The sequence below is a fragment of the Falsibacillus albus genome (genome assembly GCF_003668575.1).
Taxonomy (GTDB): domain Bacteria; phylum Bacillota; class Bacilli; order Bacillales; family DSM-25281; genus Falsibacillus; species Falsibacillus albus.
On the sequence record NZ_RCVZ01000014.1, the window covers coordinates 18,530 to 37,099 of the forward strand.

Sequence of the window (18,570 nt, forward strand, 5' to 3'; positions counted from 1 at the left end):
GAGAGTGAAAGGTCGTTATTCATGTGCAAAAAAATCTCCTTCCTATGACATTGGCGGTCATTCTACTGTACAGCTGCAGTCAGCAATCTGACCCGGATCATAAGATTCCTGCCAAAGTAGTAAGCAGGATTACGGAGGTCAAAAGTGAAGTCATAGCAGATCATTTATCGACTCCATGGTCGATCGACAACACCGATGGAATATTTTATATTTCCGAAAGGACCGGTTCGATTGCCAGAATAGAGAATGGACAAGTCCGGCACGAGCAGGTGAATATGGAAAAAAAGCTGTCCAATTCTCCGGAAGCAGGATTGCTTGGGTTTGTCCTTCACCCGAAATTTCTAAAAAATGGCCAGGCATATGCTTATTATACGTATGCCGAACCAAATGGGACAGAATATAACAGAATTGTGCTCCTGCAGCATGACGGTCGATCATGGAAGGAGAGCAAGGTGCTCGTCGACCGCATACCAAGCGGGACCTATCACCATGGTGGCAGGCTGAAAATCGGTCCTGATGGAAAGATATATGCGACGGTAGGGGATGCGACCATTCCTGAATTGGCCCAAGAAAAAACATCTTTAGCAGGAAAGATCCTCAGGTTGAATCTCGATGGAACGATTCCTGCTGATAATCCGGATCCACGATCCTATATGTATTCTTACGGCCACCGGAATCCTCAAGGTTTGGCATGGGATGAAAAAGGGGATTTATTCAGCACGGAGCATGGCCCCCAAGGACATGATGAAATCAATTCTATCCGAAAAGGCCAAAATTACGGGTGGCCAGTCATTGTCGGCAAGGAAAAGAGGGAAGGGCTGATTTCTCCTTTATATGAGTCCGGTCCGCCACCTTCCATTGCGCCATCAGGTGCTGCTTATGCGGAAGACAAATTGTTCTTTGCCACGCTGGCAGGAGAAAGCATCAAAATGTATAACATAGATACGGGGGAGGTCACGACTGTTTTAACAGGGTTTGGCCGTATCCGTGATGTTTGGATTGATAAAGATCAGCTTTATTTCGTTACGAACAATACAGATGGGAGAGGCAGCCCCGCTCCAGATGATGATAAGCTCGTCCGTGTACCGTTTGCGGCATTGATCGAACAGGAAGCGAAATAGTGTAGAAGACCACTGAGTATGAAAAGTGAGAAGTAGGGAGGCTCACTTTCAAGGGGTGTTTGCTCGAAGCAGACATGACTGTATTTTTGGGGGATTGGTCATCAAACGATGTCATTGATGCCCGATATGGCCGTATTTTGAAGAAAGCGGTCACCAATCTGCGCCATTGGAGCCCGATATGGCCGTATTCCGAGGAAAGCGGTCACCAATCTGCGCCATTGGTGCCCGGCATGGCCGTATTCCGAGGAAAGCGGTCACCAATCTGCGCCATTGGAGCCCGATATGGCCGTATTCCGAGGAAAGTGGTCACCAATCTGCGCCATTGGAGCCCGACATGACCATATTTAGAAGGAAGTGGTCACCAACCTGCGCCATTGGAGCCCGACATGGCCGTATCTCAATGAAAGCGAGCAACTTGCAGCGGAAACCAATATTACTCAAATATCAAAAAAAGAGCCGTTCCATCAAGTGCCAGGCACTGAAGGAACGGCTCTTTTTTACTCTGCATTGATTCCATTCATGATGAAGGAAATCATGCGGTTGATTTCTTGCTCATCGTCCCAGTCGAAATCAGGGGCTATCATATACCTGGCCATAAGGTAGCCGATTACGGTCGATCCGATCAATCGAAGGGAAGATTCGGCCGGCATCTTTTTGATTTGCCCTTTTGCCTGATAATGTTCGAAGACAATGGTGAAGCGGTCAAAAATTTTCTTTCCGATATTCTTCATGAACTGTTCTTTTAATTCAGGGTGAAAAGGGATTTCCTGAATTAAAATTTTGATCATGGTCATATTATCCTTTGCAAACTTGCGGCGATTCTCGATGACCGCACGCAAGAAATCTTCAAATCTATCATAGTCTGTGTTTAATACTTTGCTGATGTCATTGATGATGAAAGGGGCAATCAGCTTGGTCATCGTCGGTGCTACGATTGAAAGAAGCAGTTCTTTTTTTGTTTTATAATGGCGGAAGATTGTCCCTTCGGCCACACCTGCTTTTTTGGCGATTTCATTGGTTGATGTTGAGGCATAGCCTTTTTCTGAAAAGATCTCGACGGCCGCCTCCAATATTTTCTTTTGCTTCTCTGTGACCTGCTCCTGGTCATCCAATAATAAATCCAATATATTATGATCTTCAGGCATGTATATCTCCTCGTTCTGTTAGGCTGTTTTCACCGCTGTCCTTACACAGGCAGCCTTTTCTACCTTCATTGTACTACATCCTGCACTGCGAACCTAATCCATTCATAACGGGATAGTGCTACACTTTTCGGTATGTTTTTAAAGCAGCGATATTTAATAAAATGAACAAGATCGAAAAGCCTGCCAATATCAATATGTCGTACGAAATATCTCCGACAGAGAACCCCCTGATCATAATATTTTTAAGGGCATCTGCTGCATAATAGAGCGGGGTGATTGGCCCGATCCAGCTAAGCCAATCCGAAATCGTATCCAGGTTGAACAACCCCGAGAAAAACACTTGGGGAACGACGACCAATGGGATGAACTGCATCATCTGCAATTCATTGCGGGCAAATGCAGAGAGCAGGATCCCCAATGTCAATGCCGTAAAGGAAAGAAGGAGGATGATGAGCAGCACATTGAAAAAGCTGCCGACCATCATCATCTTCAATACGTAAATCGCATACCAAGAAATGAGGGTTGCCTGAACAATCGTAAATACACCGAATCCCAATACATAACTGATGACCATTTCCCATATGCGCAGCGGGCTTGCCAAAAGTCTTTCAAGAGTTCCTGAAGTCCGTTCACGAAGGAAAGACACCCCACTGATCAAAAACACGAAGAAAAAGCAAAAAAATCCGAGAAGTACGGGACCAAATGAATCAAACTGTCCCATATCCTTGCTTCCATATACATAGTCGATCTTCAGCTTAGGTGCTGCAGCTGTGCCGCTTTGGGATGAAGCGAGCGCTTCTTGTGCTTTTTTCATCACGAGCTGATTGACCGTTGGATCGCTTCCTTCCACGACAAGCTTCGGTTTTTGATCAAGTTGCACAAAGCCATCCAGCTTTCCATCTTTCACAGCCTTTCGAGCTTTTGCTTCAGAATCATATACCTTGAAGTCATCATGCTTTATCATCTTTTCCTGCTGGGGCTGGGAAAAGACCATTCCAACCTTCGGATCATACTTATCGCTGTCAAAAACAAGCCATAACATGGTTAATATCAATAGCGGCGCCAATAGGATCAGTGCCAGGGTTCTTTTATCCCGGATGACTTGTTGGATGATCCTCAATACAAATGCACTAATTCTCAATTTGAACACCTCCAACTGTTAAGAAGACTTCTTCAATTGAAGCAACTCCATGTTTTTCTTTGATATTACGGGGTGAATCGTTGGCGATCAGCAGCCCATCCCGAATCAACCCCAATTTATCACAGCGTTCAGCCTCATCCATGACATGGGTCGTGACGAAAATCGCCGTGCCTTCTTTTTTCAATTGCTGGAATTGATCCCAGATGCTTTTGCGAAGGACGGGATCGATTCCTACTGTAGGTTCATCAAGAATCAGCAGTTTTGGCTGATGCAGCAGGGCGATGGCCAATGATAGTCTTCTTTTCATGCCGCCGGAGTATTGCAGGATTGTCTTGTGGAGATCGTTTTGCAAACCGACAATTTCCATGACAGATTGGATCCGGTCCTTTTTCGCTTTACCTTTTAATCCATATAGGGCAGCAAAAAATTCTAAGTTTTCCTTAGCGGTCAAATCGGTATAAAGCGCATCTGATTGTGCCATATAACCGATGTCGATGAGCGGAGTGATGGATGGCATTTGAGTGTTGTTCACAATCATTTCGCCGGAGGCTGCCTTTTCAAGCCCCATCATCATTTTGACCAGCGTTGTTTTTCCCGATCCAGATGGCCCAAGAAGACCGTAGATTTCACCTTCCTGGACCTCAAGCGAAATGTCTTTCAACACCTCATGCGATCCAAAGCTTTTGGAAACGTTTTTTGCATTCACTCTAATTTGCTTCATAGATTTCACGCTCCTACGTGAATGAGATTTTAAGTAGTGAGTAATCACTCATTTTTAGGATAACGGTTCTGGGTGCATTTGTAAAGTGAGTAATCACTCATTAATTCGACAAAATAAAGGGAGCTTACAAAAGCAAGCTCCACAGTCTGGTTTATTTTACTTGATCGTTTTCCCATTGATAGTCCCAGAAGCGTTCATATTGGAACCTTTTCATCACTTCGGGATCTTTTTTGAGCCATTTTTCTTCCATTTCCGCAAGCATCCATGCTGTTTGCGAGTTATGGGCTTTCATGGCATCCAGCTTCGTGTCCAACACATGGCTGATGTCATTCACGACGTTCGGTGCGCCCAATTCTTCTTCACAGCCTTTGGAAAATGCGACGCAGTGAAGCTTTGGCCGTTTGTCTTCTTGTATTTTCCTGACGGCTCTAACGACTGCACGGGCGGTCGCTTCATGGTCAGGATGGACGGAATAGTTGGGATAGAAGGTGATGACGAGTGATGGATCAAGCTCTTCAATCATATCGGACACCATGTTGGTCAACTTTTCATCATCTTCGAATTCGACTGTCTTGTCGCGCAGTCCCATCATGCGGAGATCTTGGATACCCATGACCTCAGCTGCCTTCAATAATTCTTTCTTTCTGATTTTCGGAAGGGATTCCCTTGTGGCGAAAGGGGGATTGCCCAAATTCCTTCCCATCTCTCCCAGGGTCAAACAAGCATATGTGACAGGCGTTCCGTGTTTCACATGCGTGGCAATCGTCCCGGACACTCCGAAGGCTTCATCATCGGGGTGGGGGAAAACGACTAGTACTTGACGTTCTTTCTCCATAACATCTTGCTCCTTTCTGATTGTATTATTTTTTGTTGATTTCCGGTGCGTAGGAACTCACACCTTACGCTCCATCAAAACATTAATCGCTTATCATTTTTATTAAAAAGACGGCTGTTTTTGTAAATTCATTGCTATTCATCAAAGGTTGTGTAAGGTTGATTTTCACTGCAGGATGAGCGCTTTCCGAGGGGCCTCATACGAAGTGAGGTCGTTCGATGTTGACACACGACGAGCCGAACTTAATCGAAAAAATCCGCCTTACCTCTCCTCGCTTCGCTGCGGGGTCTCACTTGTCTAGCCCCTAGGCAAAGCCCTGCAGCCTTTCCACCTGGCCCGCTGTCCCTCGGGAGTCTCGCACCTTCCGCTCCAATCAACAACATAGAAAGGATGGTTGATAAAAACCAACAATCTTTTTTCGAATCGGCTCTGATCCAGCCGGTTCCGCTTTTCTATTGTCCATCTCCACCGGCTAGAGGCTGTGAGATTTCCCTCAGCACGCTTACGATAAGTCATCCTCGGTTCGCCTGAGGCTCATCGTGATTCCTTTATCTCGCGGTGCTTCAGTCCAATCTCTTCTCCTCTGATCCAGCCGGTTCCGCTTTTCTTATTCAAAAGGGGTTTGGCTGATTTCCAATGCTACGGCCAGTTTGCCGTCAAATCCGTGGCCAGCAAGTAGGAGGCGACCTTCTTCGTCTTCTTCAAAGTGGGTGAGGCCCTCTGCATAGATCCAGCCGATTTCAAGCTTCAATCCTGCCCGGAAAGGTCCATCGCCTACGATTTTTCCGTGCTCATAAGTAACCTGTGCGTTGCGAATATAGGCTCCTGCAGAGAAAAATTCTTCATTGAAGTGGGATGCATAAGCTCCGTTTGTCGTTTCCAAATGTATATAAACAGGTTTGCCTGCGAAACGGTCGATGTATGGTTGGACAGCGTCGATCGTAATTGGTTCCATCTGTTGTTCCTCCTTTATCAAACGAAATCATATCGAATTTATAATATATCTTACTAAACTTCACATCTGATTGCTAAAAGTATGTTTTGGATCGGCAGAATTCATAAATAAAAGGCTGTCCCATTCCTTCAGGACAACCTTTTGGATGTTATTTATCTTTCCCCAATTGCTATTCTTGCATGCGGTTGTATGCGCCGTGCATGACTGGACCTACATATTCATTCAATGGAAACCCATGTTGGATGGCAGCCGTAACAAAATTTTTCGCTTCTTTGACAGCGCCGTCAACAGTCAGGCCATTTGCCAAGTTGGCTGTAATGGCAGCTGCAAACGTACATCCTGCACCATGGTTGTTGGATGTATCCACTTTCTCTGCTTCCAAGATCGTGAATTCCTGTCCATCAAAGAATAAATCGATGGCCATATCATGCTGTAGCTGTTTACCGCCTTTGATGACAACATTTTTGGCGCCAAGTTCGTGTATTTTTTTCGCTGCGGTTTTCATGTCGTCAATCGTTTTCAGGGGACCGTTTTGAGCCAATTGGCCAGCCTCGAATAAATTCGGTGTGACCACAAGTGCTCTCGGCAATAAAAATTCCCTCATCGCATCCGTTGTTTCAGGATGAAGGACTTCATTCTCACCTTTGCAGACCATGACTGGATCGATGACGACTTTCTTCAGTCCGAATTCATCGATTTTGCGTGCGGCAAGTTCAATGATTTCAACCGTTCCGAGCATTCCCGTCTTCATCGCATCGATGTCAACGGAGAGAATCGTTTCCAATTGCGCTTCGACTGTGCTTGTTTCTTGTGGGAATACGTTATGATGCCAATGATTCTTTGGATCCATGGAAACAATGGTGGTCAATGCGGACATCCCGTAAACACCATGTTCCTGGAAGGTTTTTAAATCAGCTTGGATTCCCGCGCCTCCGCTTGAATCAGATCCTGCAATCGTTAACACTTTTTTCATACTCATTTAAGTATCCTCCTTTATATGACTGTACATCTATCGGCAATTGTTTATCATTAGTATAAGCTCTTTTTTAAGGATATCCGATTCCATAAATAATGACAAATCTTATATGAGTTTAGGAGGTGTTCCGTGTGAAGTTGTCAATGGTGATTACGGCAGGGGGGCAATCATCCAGGATGGGAAGCAGGAAGGATCAGCTGTCCTTTCGTGGGAAATGCTTGCTGGATTTGTTAATTGATCGGTTTAAAAGTATTAGTTCCGAACTCATCATTGTGGCAAATGAACCGGTTGTAATGTTCGAGCCGATGATCAAGGTCATTGAGGATGTGGAATGTTTTAAAGGAAAAGGTCCACTGGCGGGCTTGTACAGCGGGATGACGGAGGCTGTGAATGATTATATTGGTCTGATTGCCTGTGACATGCCATTTGCCTCAGCGGAGCTTGTTCAATTCATGGCAGCGAAAATGGAGGAGGAACAGTTGGATGCGGTCGTTCCATCTTTCCAAAATAGGCTCCATCCACTGTTGGCGGTCTACCATCGAAGGATTGCAGAAAAAATCGAACAACTATTAAAAGAAGATCAACGCAGTATCAAGGCGCTACTGGCAGAGATCCACTATAAAAAAATTTCCCCTGATGAGCTTCCTGACTCGATTTCTCGAGAGATTGCGTCTATTCTATTTAATATGAACACGCCGGAGGATTATCACATGGCTAAAATGATGATGCAGAAAAAGGGGGATGAGCATGAATTATGTGATCACGACGGAACCAATCAGCATTGAAACGGTTGTTCAAAAAGTGGTTCGTCCTGAAGCAGGGGCCATTACGACTTTCATCGGCACTGTACGGGAAATGACGGCAGGAAAAAGGACACTTTATTTGGAATATCAAGCGTATGCAGCGATGGCTGAAAAAATGCTGAGGCAAATTGGCGAAGAAATCAGCGATAAGTGGCCGGATGCGCGGACAGCCATTTCGCACCGAATCGGCAGATTGGATATCACCGATATCGCGGTGGCAATTGCCATATCGACTCCGCATCGTGCCAGCGCGTATGAGGCAAACCGTTATGCAATTGAAAGAATAAAAGAAATCGTCCCCATTTGGAAAAAGGAGCATTGGGAAAATGGAGAGGAATGGATCGGCAATCAACAAGGAACAAAAAGATATGAATCTGGAAAACCTGAGGTGAACGAAGATGGAAATTAAAGTATTATTGTTTGCCCATCTACAGGAAGAAGCAGGGCAGGCAGAGCTAATTGTCGACTTGGACGGATCATCGGTGCAGGACTTATTGCAGCAATTGGGAGCTGTCTTTGAATTTTCTGGACTTTCACAAGCCATGGTCGCAGTCAACGAAGAATTTGCGGATGACGCCACAATTTTGAATTCTGGCGACGTTGTGGCCCTTCTCCCACCTGTAAGCGGCGGATGAGGCGAGCATCCTGCAGCGGAAATCAACTTTTTACACCACTTGATGAATGGAAGCAAACTTTGACCAAAAAAAAACGATGAAGGAGGGAATCAAGGTGGATAGGTATTCCAGACAAATCCGCTTCAGGCCGATCGGAGAGTCCGGTCAGCAGCAGCTTGCAGAGAAGCATATCCTTATCGTCGGGGCTGGCGCACTCGGTTCGAGCACTGCAGAAATGATGGTGCGCAGCGGGATCGGGAAAATTACGATCATTGACCGTGATTACGTTGAGGAAAGCAACCTTCAACGGCAGCAGCTTTTCTCGGAGGAAGACGTGGAAATGAAGTGGCCAAAGGCGGCAGCTGCAGAAAAAAGACTGAAGGAAATCAATGGTTGGGTCGACATCGATTCCATCGTTGGGGAAGCTGACAGCATGATGTTACAAAACCTAGTCGCAGGCGTCGATTTGATCATTGATGGAACGGATAATTTTGAAACGAGATTCATCATCAATGACATTGCCTTTAAAAACGATATACCATGGATCTATGGCGGATGTGTAGGAAGCTATGGCATGTCTTTTGTCATGATCCCGGGAAAGACGCCATGCCTGCAATGCTTGCTGCGGAAAGTTCCCACACAGAACCAAACGTGTGAGACAGCCGGAGTCATCGCGCCAATCGTACAGATGGTCGCTGCTCATCAGGCTGCAGAAGCGTTGAAGATCCTTACGGGGAATACGGAAGACATCTCTTTAGGATACAGGACATTTGATTTGTGGCGGGGCCAATATATGAATATTAAAACAGACACCATGCACAATGAACATTGTGCAACATGCGGTGTTGATGCCTCATATCCATTCCTGCAAAAGGAGAATCAGACGAAAACGACTGTATTGTGCGGAAGGAGTACGGTGCAGGTCCGTCCACACGAGAAGAAAACCATATCCCTGCAGGAACTGGCGCTGCAGGCGAAAAAAGCCGGGATCACCGTCAGTGGAAATCCTTATCTTTTATCCTTTGAACTGGACGACCAAAGGATGGTCATATTCCATGATGGGCGTGCGCTTGTCCATGGAACATCGGATGAAGCTCTTGCAAAGAAGCTTTATCAGTCCATTTTGGGATAAGAAAAAAGCTGCCTATCAACCAGAAATCGTTGTTGGGCAGCTTTTTTACCATGAATGCTGATGCATCAATAGGTTTTCGTATTATTCATTTCGTGCGCTTCCTTCGTGGCGACAAGGACTAAATGTCCTTTATCCAGCTCGGCTTCATATTTATCCGCTTCGACCTGTGTTAAGCCAAGAGATCTCATTTTTGAACGAAGCTCATCGCCTCTGGATTTGAATAGATTTCCGAAGGATTCAAAGATGCCTTGTTCCCTCATCCCGATTTCACCTGTATCGGTTGCTTCGGACATGTCCTCAGATCGATCGCGGTTATGGGCAAAGATAAAGATTTCTTCCTGTCCGTAGCCTTCACTTTTAAACGCCTCCACCAAGTTCACTGCTTCGACTCCATTTTGGACGACTTCTACTTTATACATATGATTAAATCCTCCTCATCATCTTTCGTTGGTATATTATTGGAAAATCTTATTACATATATAACCCAATGTATCGACAGCTAAAACGTGAAATGGAATAATAGTAGCGGAATGAGCATTTTGACACAGTCCATCGAAAAACAGAAAAATAGCCTTTTGGAATCAACAAACAACGGCAAACGTGGTATGGTAGTGAAAGAATATTTTACAGAGGCTGAGGTTGCTTGGAGCACCCTGCAGCGGAAATCAACTTTACACAACCTATAATGAATAGCAACAAACTTTATGAAAGGCTCTTTTCCCAAACTTTGTTGCTTTAACAACTAAAATAGGATGGTCCATTGAATTTTTTATCTTTAAAATGGCATCACAAGCGAGAAATGAGCCGGGATCCTATATATCAACGCGCTAAACATCTATTTACACGTTAAAATCGGCAGTAAGATTTTAACAACAATCTTTACGAATCAGCCTTACGAAAAGAGTATGACAAAAAAGGGGAGACGCATTGATGAAAAAAATCCTCCATAATGACTGGCAGCCTCTTCTGGAAGAGGAATTTCAAAAAGAATACTATTTACAGCTAAGAGCGTTTTTAAAGAGTGAATATTCCAATGAAATCATCTATCCGCAGCCAAAGGATATTTTTAATGCCCTTCATTTCACCCCTTACGAGAATGTCAAAGTGGTCCTCCTGGGGCAGGATCCCTATCATGGACCGAATCAGGCGCATGGACTCAGCTTCTCCGTTCAGCCTGGAGTCGCTGTACCGCCTTCGTTGAGAAATATTTACAAGGAATTGAACGATGATTTGGGCTGTGAAATTCCGGATCATGGTTATTTGAAAAAATGGGCAGATCAAGGTGTTTTGCTATTGAACACAGTTTTGACCGTTAGGGAGGGACAAGCCCATTCCCACCGCAAAAAAGGGTGGGAACGATTTACAGACCGGGTGATTTCCATCTTGAATGATAGGGAAGAGCCGCTCGTATTTTTGCTTTGGGGGCGTCCTGCGCAGCAAAAACTGAAATTAATAGATTCACAGAAACATTTTATTGTTCAGTCTGTCCACCCAAGTCCACTCTCTGCCAACAGGGGGTTTTTTGGAAGCCGGCCATTTTCCAAAATCAATGATTATTTGGCAGGAAAGGGACAGGAACCGATAGATTGGGAGGTACCAATGCTAAACACCTTTTGACAAATCCATCCATGTTTCACGTGAAACATGTCGATGATTAAACGGGGGAAAATGAGTGAGGGAAGAAAAGGTCAACTGTTTCCAATGTCGATATTTTTTCGTTACATGGGATCCTAAAACACCGAGGGGATGCAAGGCCTATGGGTTCAAGACTGCACAGCTTCCATCAAGGGTAGTGGAGCAGTCTTCCGGACAGGCATGCTTGAAATATGAAAAAAAATCAGTTAGAAAAACCGACTTTTAGGAAAGAATGGTTTGTACACGAATATGAACAATTCATGGCATCTTCGCCATTCTTCAATCATAAAGAAAATAAAATTGTATAATAGTGGAGTGAAAAGACGATGAGTATTTCTTATCCGGCTCTTTTGAAAAAACTCGAACAAGAGCTTTATTCAGCCAAAGAATCACAAGGTTCGCCGCAAATGCGCGAACACATCTATTCGATGAAGACGTTGTGCGAGGTGATTCTTGAGGAAGGACAGGAAGTCCAATACAACAAAAAGCCAATGTCTCAGCCAATGCCAAATCAAATGCAGGCTCAGCAGCAGCCGTCCAGGAGCGTCCAAGTCGATCAGTCAGAGCCGATAAAAACTGACGACGGTGCAAATGGTGATTCGATTTTTGATTTTTAATAGGATGTTGCTGACGTGAAAAGGGGGGTAGAACTAAAAAATGATCAAGGCCTTTATTATCATTGGTGCGATTAATGCATTTTTATCCGTCGCGCTTGGTGCGTTTGGAGCACACGGACTCGAAGGGAAATTATCACAAAAGTATATGGATATTTGGCATACAGCAGTCCAATATCAAATGTTCCATGCCTTGGGAATCATCGCAGTGGGTGTAATCGCCGGCAGCGTCCCTGCAAGTTCATTGCTTTCATGGTCCGGTTGGATGATGGTGATTGGCATTATCCTATTCTCAGGCAGCTTGTACGTACTTAGTTTGACAAAAATAAGCGTCCTGGGGGCCATCACTCCACTTGGAGGATTGGGATTCCTCGCAGGATGGGTATTGTTGATCGTATTTGCAGCAAAGACATTGTAATAAAACGCATTGCTAAACAAAGTAAGCATAAAAAAGAAGCAGGTGAACAGCCTGCTTTTTTTCGTGGGTTTTTATCGAGGCGAATATGAAGACATTCCCCCGCCTCCGCCAAACGGATATTGGTATTCAATCTCTTCATCAAAGGTGATGTAGTCAAGATAAATCATCGGAAGGAGGTAGCGTGTGCCGGTCTGGGGGTCGCTGATGATCAAATGGTCGCGCCCTGCAGCTTCGATGATCCCTTTGAATGTTTTTTCTTTTTTGTTCTCAAAGGTCATATAAACGGTTGCAAGTTTCCCTTTGTTGAGTCGGAGGATGTTCTCAATGTAGGACTCCTCCACAGGAAGCATGCCAGGGACATTTTGGCTTTTGGACGGAGCATTCGTTGGCATTGGAACCTGCATTTGCTGTTGGCCACCGTAGCCCTGAGGATAGGATCCTCCATAATAAGGCTGCTGTGAATAACCTGATTGGCCGGACTGCGGACTTCTCACATCGTACCCATACAAATTTGGGTTGTAGTTTTGTTGGCTCAAATGAATCCCTCCTAAATGAATGGATAGCTTTTCTCTGAAAGCGGTTTTCGAAAGTGGTGTTGTTTTCAAACGTATAAAGTTGATTGGAGCAGAAGGTGCGAGAGTAAGGAGGGCTCACCACCCGCCTCTCGGAAAGCGAGCATCCTTCCGTGAAAATCAACCGTACTCAATCTTAAGAAAAGCAACAAGCTTTACGAAAACAGCAATTTTGAAAAAAATATTTCGCTGCTTCAGCAGCAAGATTTCGGAACGTCTTTAAAAAACACTCGGACAATTTCCTTGGGTCGGTTGAAAGAAACAATGAGATTTATATTGTCCTGAATTTGGCTGATTGTACCATTGCGCGGGACACCCTCCAGAAGGTTTGAAGAACCATAAAGAGTAGGTAGCGGGATTGTAGCGGGAACCGTTGATCGTTTTCCTGGCCAAAGAAATCTCCTTACCTCGGGCACGCTGATAAAAATATCCTTTCTGGGTAGACTCAAAGCCTCCAGGACTTTGATAAACCATTTTTTGAATGCTTGTTATATCCTTGAAATCCAAACAGTCTGCCATGACGCGATTGACCCCTACATTTCCCACCATCAGCTCCCCAAGCTTGCCATCACCTTCAGCTTCGGCCCGCATCAGCCTTGCCAAAAGCTTTACTTCTGCTTCCGTAAAGGGAATGACAGCCATCATCCCACCTCTCTCTTTCGTGGTGCATTGGCTAGTTTTCACTATTTCATGTGTATGTACCTTTGCGAAAAGATATGCCAATAAATGAAGAAGCCTATTATTAGTTGGAAAAGGGACCATTGCATTTTGTTGATCGGAGTGGAAGGTGATTCTTTGATTAATGGCAGAAAACTCTATGAAAAGTGCAAAAAAAACAGTCCGGCAATGGCCGGACTGAGGAAGGCGATTTATACGTGCAGGAATGAAGCAATTTTATCTTCATTCAAAATGTTTCCGACGAAGAAGGTTCCGAACTCACCGTAGCGGGCGCTTACTTCATCAAAACGCATTTCATATACAAGCTTTTTAAATTGGAGAACGTCATCTGCGAAGAGTGTGACGCCCCACTCGTAATCATCAAATCCGACGGAGCCGGTAATCACTTGCTTCACTTTGCCGGCATATTGGCGGCCGATCATCCCGTGGCTTCTCATCATGCTCCTTCTTTCCTCCATCGGGAGCATGTACCAATTATCGTTTCCTTGCCTTCGCTTATCCATCGGGTAGAAGCAGACATGGTTTGCCTTTGGAAGGATAGGATAGAGACGGGAACGCACATGAGGGTTCTCATATGGATCTTCGTCGGATGGCAAGTAGTTGCTTAATTCTACAACAGAAACATAGGAATAAGCAGGGATTGTATATTCAGCAATTTTCAGCTTGTTGAATTCATTTTCCAGCACATTCAACTCTTCCATTGTCGGACGAAGGATCATCAGCATAAAGTCAGCTTTTTGACCGACAATCGAGTACAGGGCATGGCTGCCTTTCTCATTGTCCTGAACTTCATTCAACTTATCAAGGTAACGATGGAATTCCACGATTGCTGCTTGTCGCTCATCGCTTGAGAGCGTTTTCCAAACGGCCCAGTCCATCGTACGAAAATCATGAAGGGAATACCAACCGTCTAACGTTTGAGCTGCTTCGCTCATTGAAATCACTCCAATTCTGTTCTAAAAGATTCCATTTTCACTATATCATAGTTTGGCCAAGGATATTATGTACAAAACCCGAATGTTTCACATCCGATGGAAATCGAAGAATAGTGCACATGAAACAGGAGAAGATAGGGTAATAGGATAGAAGGAAGTGGAGTAATATTTCGAAAAAAAAGACTTTTTATATGGAAGCGGTAACAGCTTGGCTTAACCTTGAAATTTGGTTGCAGTCGGTTATGCTAAATGAAGAATGTGATTGAAGGAGGATGTCAACAGTGAGTGATTTATTTACTGGCTTAAAAAATAAAGTATCTGATAAAGATGTCAAAATCGTATTTCCTGAAGGGTTGGACGAACGCATCCTGACTGCTGCAGGACGTTTGGCTTCAGAAGGGATATTAACCCCGATCCTGATCGGCAATAAAGAAGATGTCCTTAACAAGGCTTCCGAATTGAACGTAACTATGGACGGAGTCGAAATCTATGATCCAAGCAACTATGAAAAAATGGACGAGCTTGTCGCGGCATTCGTTGAGCGCCGCAAAGGGAAAGCGACGGAAGAAGATGCCCGAAAAATCCTTTTGGACGAAAATTACTTCGGCACAATGCTTGTGTACAACAAGCTTGCTGACGGATTGGTGAGCGGCGCTGCCCATTCTACGGCAGATACTGTCCGCCCTGCACTGCAGATCATCAAAACAAAAGAGGGTGTCAAGAAAACCTCTGGCGTATTCATCATGGTGCGCGAAGATGAAAAATACGTGTTTGCCGATTGTGCCATCAATATTTCACCAGACAGCCAGGACCTTGCAGAAATCGCAGCGGAAAGCGCCAAAACTGCAGAAATGTTCGATATCGAACCGCGCGTGGCTATGCTGAGCTTCTCAACGATGGGCTCTGCAAAATCACCTGAGACAGAAAAGGTTGTCAATGCGGTGCAAATCGTTAAAGAAAGCAATCCAAACATTGTTGTGGATGGAGAGCTTCAATTCGACGCAGCATTCGTTCCATCTGTCGGAAAGAAAAAAGCGCCAAACTCTGTCCTTCAAGGCGATGCAAACGTATTTGTATTCCCTAGCTTGGAAGCAGGGAATATCGGCTACAAGATTGCACAGCGTCTAGGGAACTTTGAAGCAGTCGGCCCGATCCTTCAGGGATTGAACGCCCCTGTGAACGATCTGTCCCGCGGATGCAACGAAGAAGATGTTTACAAGCTTGCTTTGATCACAGCAGCTCAATCTTTATAAATATAAACTTAGGGGAAGAACGAATTGGCTGTGGCCGTTGCGTTCTTCCTTTTTTTAATGTCGCATGTTTCTCAAAGGTTTTTGCTTTATCAGGTGATCACAGGAATGAACCTCTAATTGTTGTCGGTTGGAGCGGAAAGGAACGGCCCCTATTTTCAGCCTACCATTCATCCGTTGATGAATATTTTCTTTTTCCGGAAGTTGCGCAAAGCCAGTGGGCGAGACCCCGCAGCGAAGCGAGGAGTGATTAGGCGGATGTTCGATTAAGTTCGGCACGTCGTGTGCCAACATCGAACGACCTCACTTCGAGTGAGGCCCCTCGGAAAGCGAGCATCCTGAAGCGGAAATCAACTATATACAACCTTTAATGAAAAGCGATAAACTGTGCGAAAAGATACGAAAAGAGCCAAATCACAGAAGAGTTTGCTTAAAGGATTTAAACCACACCATGAATTAAGTGGATGTGTTATCGATATCTGCGAAAATGCCATTTTTCTTGCGGCCAACCGATTATGCTATAATAGTGGGACTGAATTGAATTAGACAGGAACATAAAGGAGAACAACAGAATGAATGCGATATCCCTACTCAAACAGAAAGAATGGAGAATCATTGACCAATCAAGCCTGGGGCCATTGTTCGGCGCCCTGCAATCCTTTGCGATGGATGATACATTATGCACCTCCGTCGGGGGAGCGAATTCGCCATCCGTTGCACGATCTTGGGTCCACCATCGAACGGTCGTACTTGGCATCCAAGATACGCGGCTTCCATTCTTACAGGAGGGATTGGATCATTTGAAAAGCAGGGGCTTCCGTTACATCGTTCGGAACTCCGGCGGCCTGGCGGTGGTGCTTGACGCAGGTGTGTTGAACATTTCTCTGATTTTCAAGGATTCTGATAAAGGAATTGATATCAATAGGGGCTATGACGCGATGTGGGAGCTGATCCAGCACATGTTTGCCGATTTCCCCCAAACCATCGAGGCAAAGGAAATCGTCGGCTCCTACTGTCCGGGCAGCTATGATCTCAGCATAAACGGTAAAAAGTTTGCGGGCATCTCGCAGCGGCGTTTGCGCAACGGGGTCGCAGTCCAAATCTATTTATGCGTGAATGGAAGCGGACAAGAGCGGGCAAAAGTCATAAAGGATTTTTATGATTTGGCAAAAAAAGGCGAGCAGACAAAATTCGAATATCCCTTAGTAGAACCGGAAGTGATGGCTTCCCTATCGGAATTGTACGGAGTCGAGCTGTCCGTACCGGATGTCATGCTCCGCTTTTTGAATACGCTGAAGGGATTGAGTGATAATATTTATGCAAGCCAGCTTGCCGGAAAAGAACTCGATTGGTACGAAGGATATTATCAAAGGGTCATTGCAAGGAACGAAAAAGTACTCGACGACGAATCAGCTGGAAGTGTGATCTAACCATACGGGAGAATAGCTGATAGGACGGAAATCTGTCCGATTTCAGCTGACAATCGGTCGAGCCGCCTCGCTTCGCTGCGGGGTCTCGACTCGACCGTTAGGAGTCTACCAGGTTTCCATCTAATCAACGCCCACCCCTCGGAAAGCGGGCATCCTGCAGCGGAAATCAACAATCGGATAAAAAATGGAGTACAGACTTCAAGAGTCCGTACTCCATTTTTGTTTCTATTTGTTATTCTGCAACCTTTTCCAAATTGCCATTGCGATCCATTTTGAATTTCGTCTGCGGACGTTCTTCTTCTTCGAACAGAACAAGCTTCCTTGCCCGATTCATGATCTTCATCAATGTTTCATAATCTTCCTGCATCGTGACCGAATTGTTTTCAAGGTCGTCTATTTTATCTTCTAACTCACTGTTTCTCCTCATCAGTTCGGCGTTTTCACGCTTCAATCTCTCATTCTCATTTTTAAGAATATCGGACTGGTAGTTCGAGACAGTCATTTGCTGTAAATACGCAATGACTTTTTCCAGTGACAGGGTACCAGGGGCCGATGCTGCTGGTGCAGGTGCCTTTGCCTGATAACTCATCATAGGAGCCTGTGGAGCTGGTGCTGCAGTCTCCTTGGCTTCGTATTGCGGTTCCGCAATAGGTGTTCCCTCCAATAAAATTTCCTCTGCTTCCTCTGATTCCAAATCTATTTGGTCGAGTACCTCCATGGATGGGGTCGGAGGTTGATAGAGTAGTTTTTTCTTGCCGCTTTGTTCCTTGCCCAGCAAGCGATGACGCTGCTTTCGCTGTTTTTTGGCCAATTGCAGGGCTTTCTCATATTGATGGCGAACAACTGCATTCCAGCGGAATCCGCAGGCTGCCGAGGTGCGGTTCAACTTATCCCCTACCTCTTCGAATGCATTTAACTGGGTGCTTCCTTCACGCACGTGGCGCAACACGGTCTCTGCCAATAGTAAATCATTTTCTTCTGTCCAGGCGTCTTGACGTGTTTTCATATTCTCAACTCCCTCATTCAATATCAAACTTGCTTTCTTAAGAAAAGTTTGGACAATTTTGATTCGTTTTATACCAATATGGGAAAAAAGATGATAGTTTCCCAATGTGAATTTGTCTGACGGCGGTGCATCAATATGGGTATGGGACTTGGTGAGGAATAGGATGAAGCTGGAAGAGGGAATCCCTTGCAAACCCGTCCGTTTGAATGTAAAATACCCCTTAGCAATTAGAATTAAGGACGAAAGGATTGTCGGACAATGGCAAACGAATTTCGAGTTTGCGATGACTGTCAAGCAGTGAATTTGAAGACACTTATTCCTAAATTAAAGAAAATCGATCCGGATGCAAATATAGATGTCGGCTGCCAATCCTATTGTGGCCCCGGCCGCAAGAAGACCTTTGCATTTGTAAACAATCGCCCCTTGGCAGCATTAACCGAAGAAGAACTTATGGAAAAAGTGAAGAATAAGCTGAAAAAGTGAGATGAAGTCGCCTTATCCGAAAAGGGAAGGTGATTTTTTATTGACCCTGGGAAGCTGATAAAACACCATATATCTGAAAATATTTTTTATTCAGAAAAATACGCGT

23 protein-coding genes are annotated in these 18,570 nt (G+C 44.9%); 12 read left to right on the forward strand and 11 right to left on the reverse strand.

Translation table 11 applies throughout. The features are described 5' to 3' along the window. The first annotated feature begins 23 nt into the window (after positions 1-23). Complete coding sequence (locus D9X91_RS17185; RefSeq protein ID WP_121681890.1) at positions 24-1,121, forward strand: PQQ-dependent sugar dehydrogenase; 1,098 nt, start codon at positions 24-26, stop codon at positions 1,119-1,121. A gap of 59 nt (positions 1,122-1,180) precedes the next feature. Then, positions 1,181-1,459 (forward strand): hypothetical protein, encoded by a 279-nt coding sequence (locus D9X91_RS17190; protein ID WP_199738134.1) that lies wholly within the window; start codon positions 1,181-1,183, stop codon positions 1,457-1,459. Positions 1,460-1,618: 159 nt separating this feature from the next. On the opposite strand, the gene D9X91_RS17195 is transcribed toward D9X91_RS17190, so the two are convergent. The 6 genes from D9X91_RS17195 to pdxK all read right to left on the reverse strand — a co-directional run bounded on the left by D9X91_RS17195 (position 1,619) and on the right by pdxK (position 6,897). After that, positions 1,619-2,266 carry a TetR/AcrR family transcriptional regulator gene (locus tag D9X91_RS17195; protein WP_121681892.1) on the reverse strand — a complete coding sequence of 216 codons (648 nt, stop codon included), beginning with the start codon at positions 2,264-2,266 and terminating at the stop codon, positions 1,619-1,621. 118 nt (positions 2,267-2,384) lie between these two features. Beyond that, positions 2,385-3,407: an ABC transporter permease gene (locus tag D9X91_RS17200; protein WP_121681893.1), complete on the reverse strand. Its 1,023-nt coding sequence runs from the start codon at positions 3,405-3,407 to the stop codon at positions 2,385-2,387. Then, complete coding sequence (locus D9X91_RS17205) at positions 3,397-4,128, reverse strand: ABC transporter ATP-binding protein (protein WP_121681894.1); 732 nt, start codon at positions 4,126-4,128, stop codon at positions 3,397-3,399. Before D9X91_RS17205 ends, D9X91_RS17200 begins: the two co-directional genes overlap by 11 nt. Positions 4,129-4,279: 151 nt before the next feature. Then, positions 4,280-4,963, reverse strand: coding sequence for a bacillithiol biosynthesis deacetylase BshB2 (gene bshB2 / locus D9X91_RS17210; protein WP_121681895.1), 684 nt, complete (start codon positions 4,961-4,963; stop codon positions 4,280-4,282). A 607-nt stretch (positions 4,964-5,570) separates the two neighbouring features. After that, the gene (locus tag D9X91_RS17215) at positions 5,571-5,918 is read right to left on the reverse strand and encodes a YojF family protein (protein ID WP_121681896.1); all 348 of its coding nucleotides are present in this window, start codon (positions 5,916-5,918) and stop codon (positions 5,571-5,573) included. A 169-nt stretch (positions 5,919-6,087) separates the two neighbouring features. Further along, the gene (pdxK, locus tag D9X91_RS17220; protein WP_121681897.1) at positions 6,088-6,897 is read right to left on the reverse strand and encodes a pyridoxine/pyridoxal/pyridoxamine kinase; all 810 of its coding nucleotides are present in this window, start codon (positions 6,895-6,897) and stop codon (positions 6,088-6,090) included. 128 nt (positions 6,898-7,025) lie between these two features. Between pdxK and mobA the strand changes: the two genes are divergently transcribed. From mobA to D9X91_RS17240, 4 genes are all read left to right on the forward strand, one after another. Beyond that, a complete protein-coding gene (gene mobA / locus D9X91_RS17225) occupies positions 7,026-7,679 on the forward strand; it encodes a molybdenum cofactor guanylyltransferase (protein WP_121681898.1) in 654 nt (217 codons plus the stop codon). Further along, entirely contained in the window at positions 7,642-8,106 is a 465-nt protein-coding gene (locus D9X91_RS17230) for a molybdenum cofactor biosynthesis protein MoaE (protein WP_121681899.1), read from the forward strand. Before mobA ends, D9X91_RS17230 begins: the two co-directional genes overlap by 38 nt. Next, entirely contained in the window at positions 8,096-8,332 is a 237-nt protein-coding gene (moaD, locus tag D9X91_RS17235) for a molybdopterin converting factor subunit 1 (RefSeq protein ID WP_121681900.1), read from the forward strand. Before D9X91_RS17230 ends, moaD begins: the two co-directional genes overlap by 11 nt. Positions 8,333-8,426: 94 nt before the next feature. After that, a complete protein-coding gene (locus D9X91_RS17240; protein ID WP_325050533.1) occupies positions 8,427-9,443 on the forward strand; it encodes a ThiF family adenylyltransferase in 1,017 nt (338 codons plus the stop codon). A 65-nt stretch (positions 9,444-9,508) separates the two neighbouring features. Here the strand turns inward: D9X91_RS17240 and D9X91_RS17245 are convergent, their stop codons facing one another. After that, complete coding sequence (locus D9X91_RS17245) at positions 9,509-9,862, reverse strand: general stress protein (RefSeq protein ID WP_121681901.1); 354 nt, start codon at positions 9,860-9,862, stop codon at positions 9,509-9,511. A 511-nt stretch (positions 9,863-10,373) separates the two neighbouring features. On the opposite strand from D9X91_RS17245, the gene D9X91_RS17250 reads away from it, so the two are divergent. From D9X91_RS17250 to D9X91_RS17265, 3 genes are all read left to right on the forward strand, one after another. Next, positions 10,374-11,060, forward strand: a complete 687-nt coding sequence (locus D9X91_RS17250; protein ID WP_121681902.1) for a uracil-DNA glycosylase — start codon at positions 10,374-10,376, stop codon at positions 11,058-11,060. A 344-nt stretch (positions 11,061-11,404) separates the two neighbouring features. Beyond that, positions 11,405-11,695: a YwdI family protein gene (locus tag D9X91_RS17260; RefSeq protein WP_121681904.1), complete on the forward strand. Its 291-nt coding sequence runs from the start codon at positions 11,405-11,407 to the stop codon at positions 11,693-11,695. Between the two features lie 43 nt (positions 11,696-11,738). Then, positions 11,739-12,110 (forward strand): DUF423 domain-containing protein, encoded by a 372-nt coding sequence (locus tag D9X91_RS17265; RefSeq protein ID WP_121681975.1) that lies wholly within the window; start codon positions 11,739-11,741, stop codon positions 12,108-12,110. A 71-nt stretch (positions 12,111-12,181) separates the two neighbouring features. On the opposite strand, the gene gerQ is transcribed toward D9X91_RS17265, so the two are convergent. From gerQ to hemQ, 3 genes are all read right to left on the reverse strand, one after another. Then, positions 12,182-12,646, reverse strand: a complete 465-nt coding sequence (gerQ, locus tag D9X91_RS17270) for a spore coat protein GerQ (protein WP_407644205.1) — start codon at positions 12,644-12,646, stop codon at positions 12,182-12,184. A gap of 255 nt (positions 12,647-12,901) precedes the next feature. Next, positions 12,902-13,324, reverse strand: a complete 423-nt coding sequence (locus D9X91_RS17275) for a cell wall hydrolase (protein ID WP_121681905.1) — start codon at positions 13,322-13,324, stop codon at positions 12,902-12,904. Between the two features lie 227 nt (positions 13,325-13,551). After that, the gene (gene hemQ, locus D9X91_RS17280; protein WP_121681906.1) at positions 13,552-14,295 is read right to left on the reverse strand and encodes a hydrogen peroxide-dependent heme synthase; all 744 of its coding nucleotides are present in this window, start codon (positions 14,293-14,295) and stop codon (positions 13,552-13,554) included. A 281-nt stretch (positions 14,296-14,576) separates the two neighbouring features. Here hemQ and pta point away from each other — a divergent pair, with 281 nt between their 5' ends. Next, entirely contained in the window at positions 14,577-15,548 is a 972-nt protein-coding gene (gene pta / locus D9X91_RS17285) for a phosphate acetyltransferase (protein ID WP_121681907.1), read from the forward strand. Between the two features lie 569 nt (positions 15,549-16,117). Further along, complete coding sequence (locus D9X91_RS17290) at positions 16,118-16,975, forward strand: lipoate--protein ligase family protein (protein WP_121681908.1); 858 nt, start codon at positions 16,118-16,120, stop codon at positions 16,973-16,975. A gap of 232 nt (positions 16,976-17,207) precedes the next feature. Here the strand turns inward: D9X91_RS17290 and D9X91_RS17295 are convergent, their stop codons facing one another. Then, positions 17,208-17,981, reverse strand: a complete 774-nt coding sequence (locus D9X91_RS17295; RefSeq protein ID WP_121681977.1) for an RsfA family transcriptional regulator — start codon at positions 17,979-17,981, stop codon at positions 17,208-17,210. Positions 17,982-18,239: 258 nt separating this feature from the next. Between D9X91_RS17295 and D9X91_RS17300 the strand changes: the two genes are divergently transcribed. After that, positions 18,240-18,464, forward strand: a complete 225-nt coding sequence (locus tag D9X91_RS17300) for a DUF1450 domain-containing protein (RefSeq protein ID WP_121681909.1) — start codon at positions 18,240-18,242, stop codon at positions 18,462-18,464. Positions 18,465-18,570 lie beyond the last annotated feature (106 nt).

Excerpts from the sequence above, each read along its gene's own strand:
- D9X91_RS17250 (WP_121681902.1), top strand. The coding sequence starts at position 10,374 with ATGAAAAAAATCCTCCATAATGACTGGCAGCCTCTTCTGGAAGAGGAA.
- D9X91_RS17195 (WP_121681892.1), bottom strand. The coding sequence starts at position 2,266 with ATGCCTGAAGATCATAATATATTGGATTTATTATTGGATGACCAGGAG.
- D9X91_RS17300 (WP_121681909.1), top strand. The coding sequence starts at position 18,240 with ATGGCAAACGAATTTCGAGTTTGCGATGACTGTCAAGCAGTGAATTTG.
- D9X91_RS17245 (WP_121681901.1), bottom strand. The coding sequence starts at position 9,862 with ATGTATAAAGTAGAAGTCGTCCAAAATGGAGTCGAAGCAGTGAACTTG.
- D9X91_RS17215 (WP_121681896.1), bottom strand. The coding sequence starts at position 5,918 with ATGGAACCAATTACGATCGACGCTGTCCAACCATACATCGACCGTTTC.
- D9X91_RS17290 (WP_121681908.1), top strand. The coding sequence starts at position 16,118 with ATGAATGCGATATCCCTACTCAAACAGAAAGAATGGAGAATCATTGAC.
- D9X91_RS17205 (WP_121681894.1), bottom strand. The coding sequence starts at position 4,128 with ATGAAGCAAATTAGAGTGAATGCAAAAAACGTTTCCAAAAGCTTTGGA.
- bshB2 (WP_121681895.1), bottom strand. The coding sequence starts at position 4,963 with ATGGAGAAAGAACGTCAAGTACTAGTCGTTTTCCCCCACCCCGATGAT.
- D9X91_RS17260 (WP_121681904.1), top strand. The coding sequence starts at position 11,405 with ATGAGTATTTCTTATCCGGCTCTTTTGAAAAAACTCGAACAAGAGCTT.
- D9X91_RS17230 (WP_121681899.1), top strand. The coding sequence starts at position 7,642 with ATGAATTATGTGATCACGACGGAACCAATCAGCATTGAAACGGTTGTT.
- hemQ (WP_121681906.1), bottom strand. The coding sequence starts at position 14,295 with ATGAGCGAAGCAGCTCAAACGTTAGACGGTTGGTATTCCCTTCATGAT.
- D9X91_RS17275 (WP_121681905.1), bottom strand. The coding sequence starts at position 13,324 with ATGGCTGTCATTCCCTTTACGGAAGCAGAAGTAAAGCTTTTGGCAAGG.
- pdxK (WP_121681897.1), bottom strand. The coding sequence starts at position 6,897 with ATGAGTATGAAAAAAGTGTTAACGATTGCAGGATCTGATTCAAGCGGA.
- D9X91_RS17295 (WP_121681977.1), bottom strand. The coding sequence starts at position 17,981 with ATGAAAACACGTCAAGACGCCTGGACAGAAGAAAATGATTTACTATTG.
- moaD (WP_121681900.1), top strand. The coding sequence starts at position 8,096 with ATGGAAATTAAAGTATTATTGTTTGCCCATCTACAGGAAGAAGCAGGG.